The organism is Rhodococcus sp. IEGM 1305 (assembly GCF_030058635.1).
In the GTDB taxonomy this organism is placed as follows: domain Bacteria; phylum Actinomycetota; class Actinomycetes; order Mycobacteriales; family Mycobacteriaceae; genus Rhodococcus_F; species Rhodococcus_F opacus_D.
The window spans coordinates 1-1,127 of record NZ_JASHKX010000081.1; the positions used below are offsets into that span (position 1 = coordinate 1).

Annotated in this window: 2 protein-coding genes; both read right to left on the minus strand. The window is 66.8% G+C overall.

The genetic code is table 11. The annotated features are described in order from the left end of the window. Positions 1-91: 91 nt before the first annotated feature. On the minus strand, positions 92-721 hold the full coding sequence (locus QM693_RS37465; protein ID WP_283354831.1) for a class I SAM-dependent methyltransferase: 630 nt from the start codon (positions 719-721) through the stop codon (positions 92-94). Between the two features lie 88 nt (positions 722-809). Continuing rightward, positions 810-1,127, minus strand: a 318-nt coding sequence (locus QM693_RS37470; protein ID WP_283354832.1) for an SDR family oxidoreductase, incomplete at its 5' end; no start/stop codon positions are given.

Here is a 1,127-nt window from a genome sequence, read left to right on the forward strand (position 1 = left end):
AAAGTAGTAGATACTACGAGATAGTCATGGAATTTCGATCAACAGCGGGAAGCCTAGCGTCCCGTGCGTGCCCGACGAGTCCCTGGACTCCTCAACCGCCCACGGGTGGCGAAGCCGCAACTCCGAGGGAATAGGCGCCGACGATCTTCGGCGCGGATGTCTCGTAGAACCGGTCGAGGTCCTGGACGTCGAATCCGGCGTTCGTCACGAGGGTGGGAATGTCGCGGGTGAGGTGGCACCCACCGGCGACGGCCTTCTGGATCGGTTCGAGCCGGCGCTGCCACCGCTGGACGTTGGCGTCCGGCGCGAGACCGTGCTCGACGAAATGCAGTGTGCCGCCAGGTTTCAGGACGCGTCGGACCTCCCGGAGTGCGGCGTCGACGTCCGGGATGGTGCACATCGTCCACGTCGACAGTGCGGTGTCGAAACTGTTGTCCGGGAAGGGGAGTGACTGGCCGTCCAGACCGGACCGCTCGACCGGTGTCGTCGACGCCGCCAGCCGCTTGCCCGCCAGCTTCCAGCCGAGGTCGGCGGGTTCGACGGCGCTCACCGAATCGACGGCGGCCGGGTAGAACGGGACGTTGAGACCCGACCCGAATCCGATCTCCACCACGCGCCCGTGCAGACCGGCGCAGACGCGTCGTCGCGTCGGCTCCGTGAACTTCATCCCGCAACTGATGTCGACGAGCCGCGGAACGATCCGGTCCGAGTAGAAACCCATGCCCACCTCCCAGCGAAGGGCGCTTCGCGCCCCGTGCGCCTTTGTGGTAGCTGGAGCAACCAAAAAGGCGCACGGGTGGCGGAGCCGCCTACCGCGGCGCCATGCGCAGAGCGCCGTCCATACGAATGGTCTCACCGTTGAGGTAGTCGTGTTCGACGATCATCTGGGCGAGCTGTGCATACTCTGCGGGCTGACCGAGGCGCGAGGGGAACGGCACGCCCGCTTCGAGGCCCTTGCGGTATTCGTCGGTGACGCCGGCGAGCATCGGGGTGTCGATGATGCCGGGGGCGATGGTGTTGACGCGGATGCCGAACTGCGCGAGGTCGCGGGCGGCGGGGACGGTCATGCCGTGCACGCCACCCTTGGACGCGGAGTACGCGATCTGCCCGATCTGGCCCTCGAACGC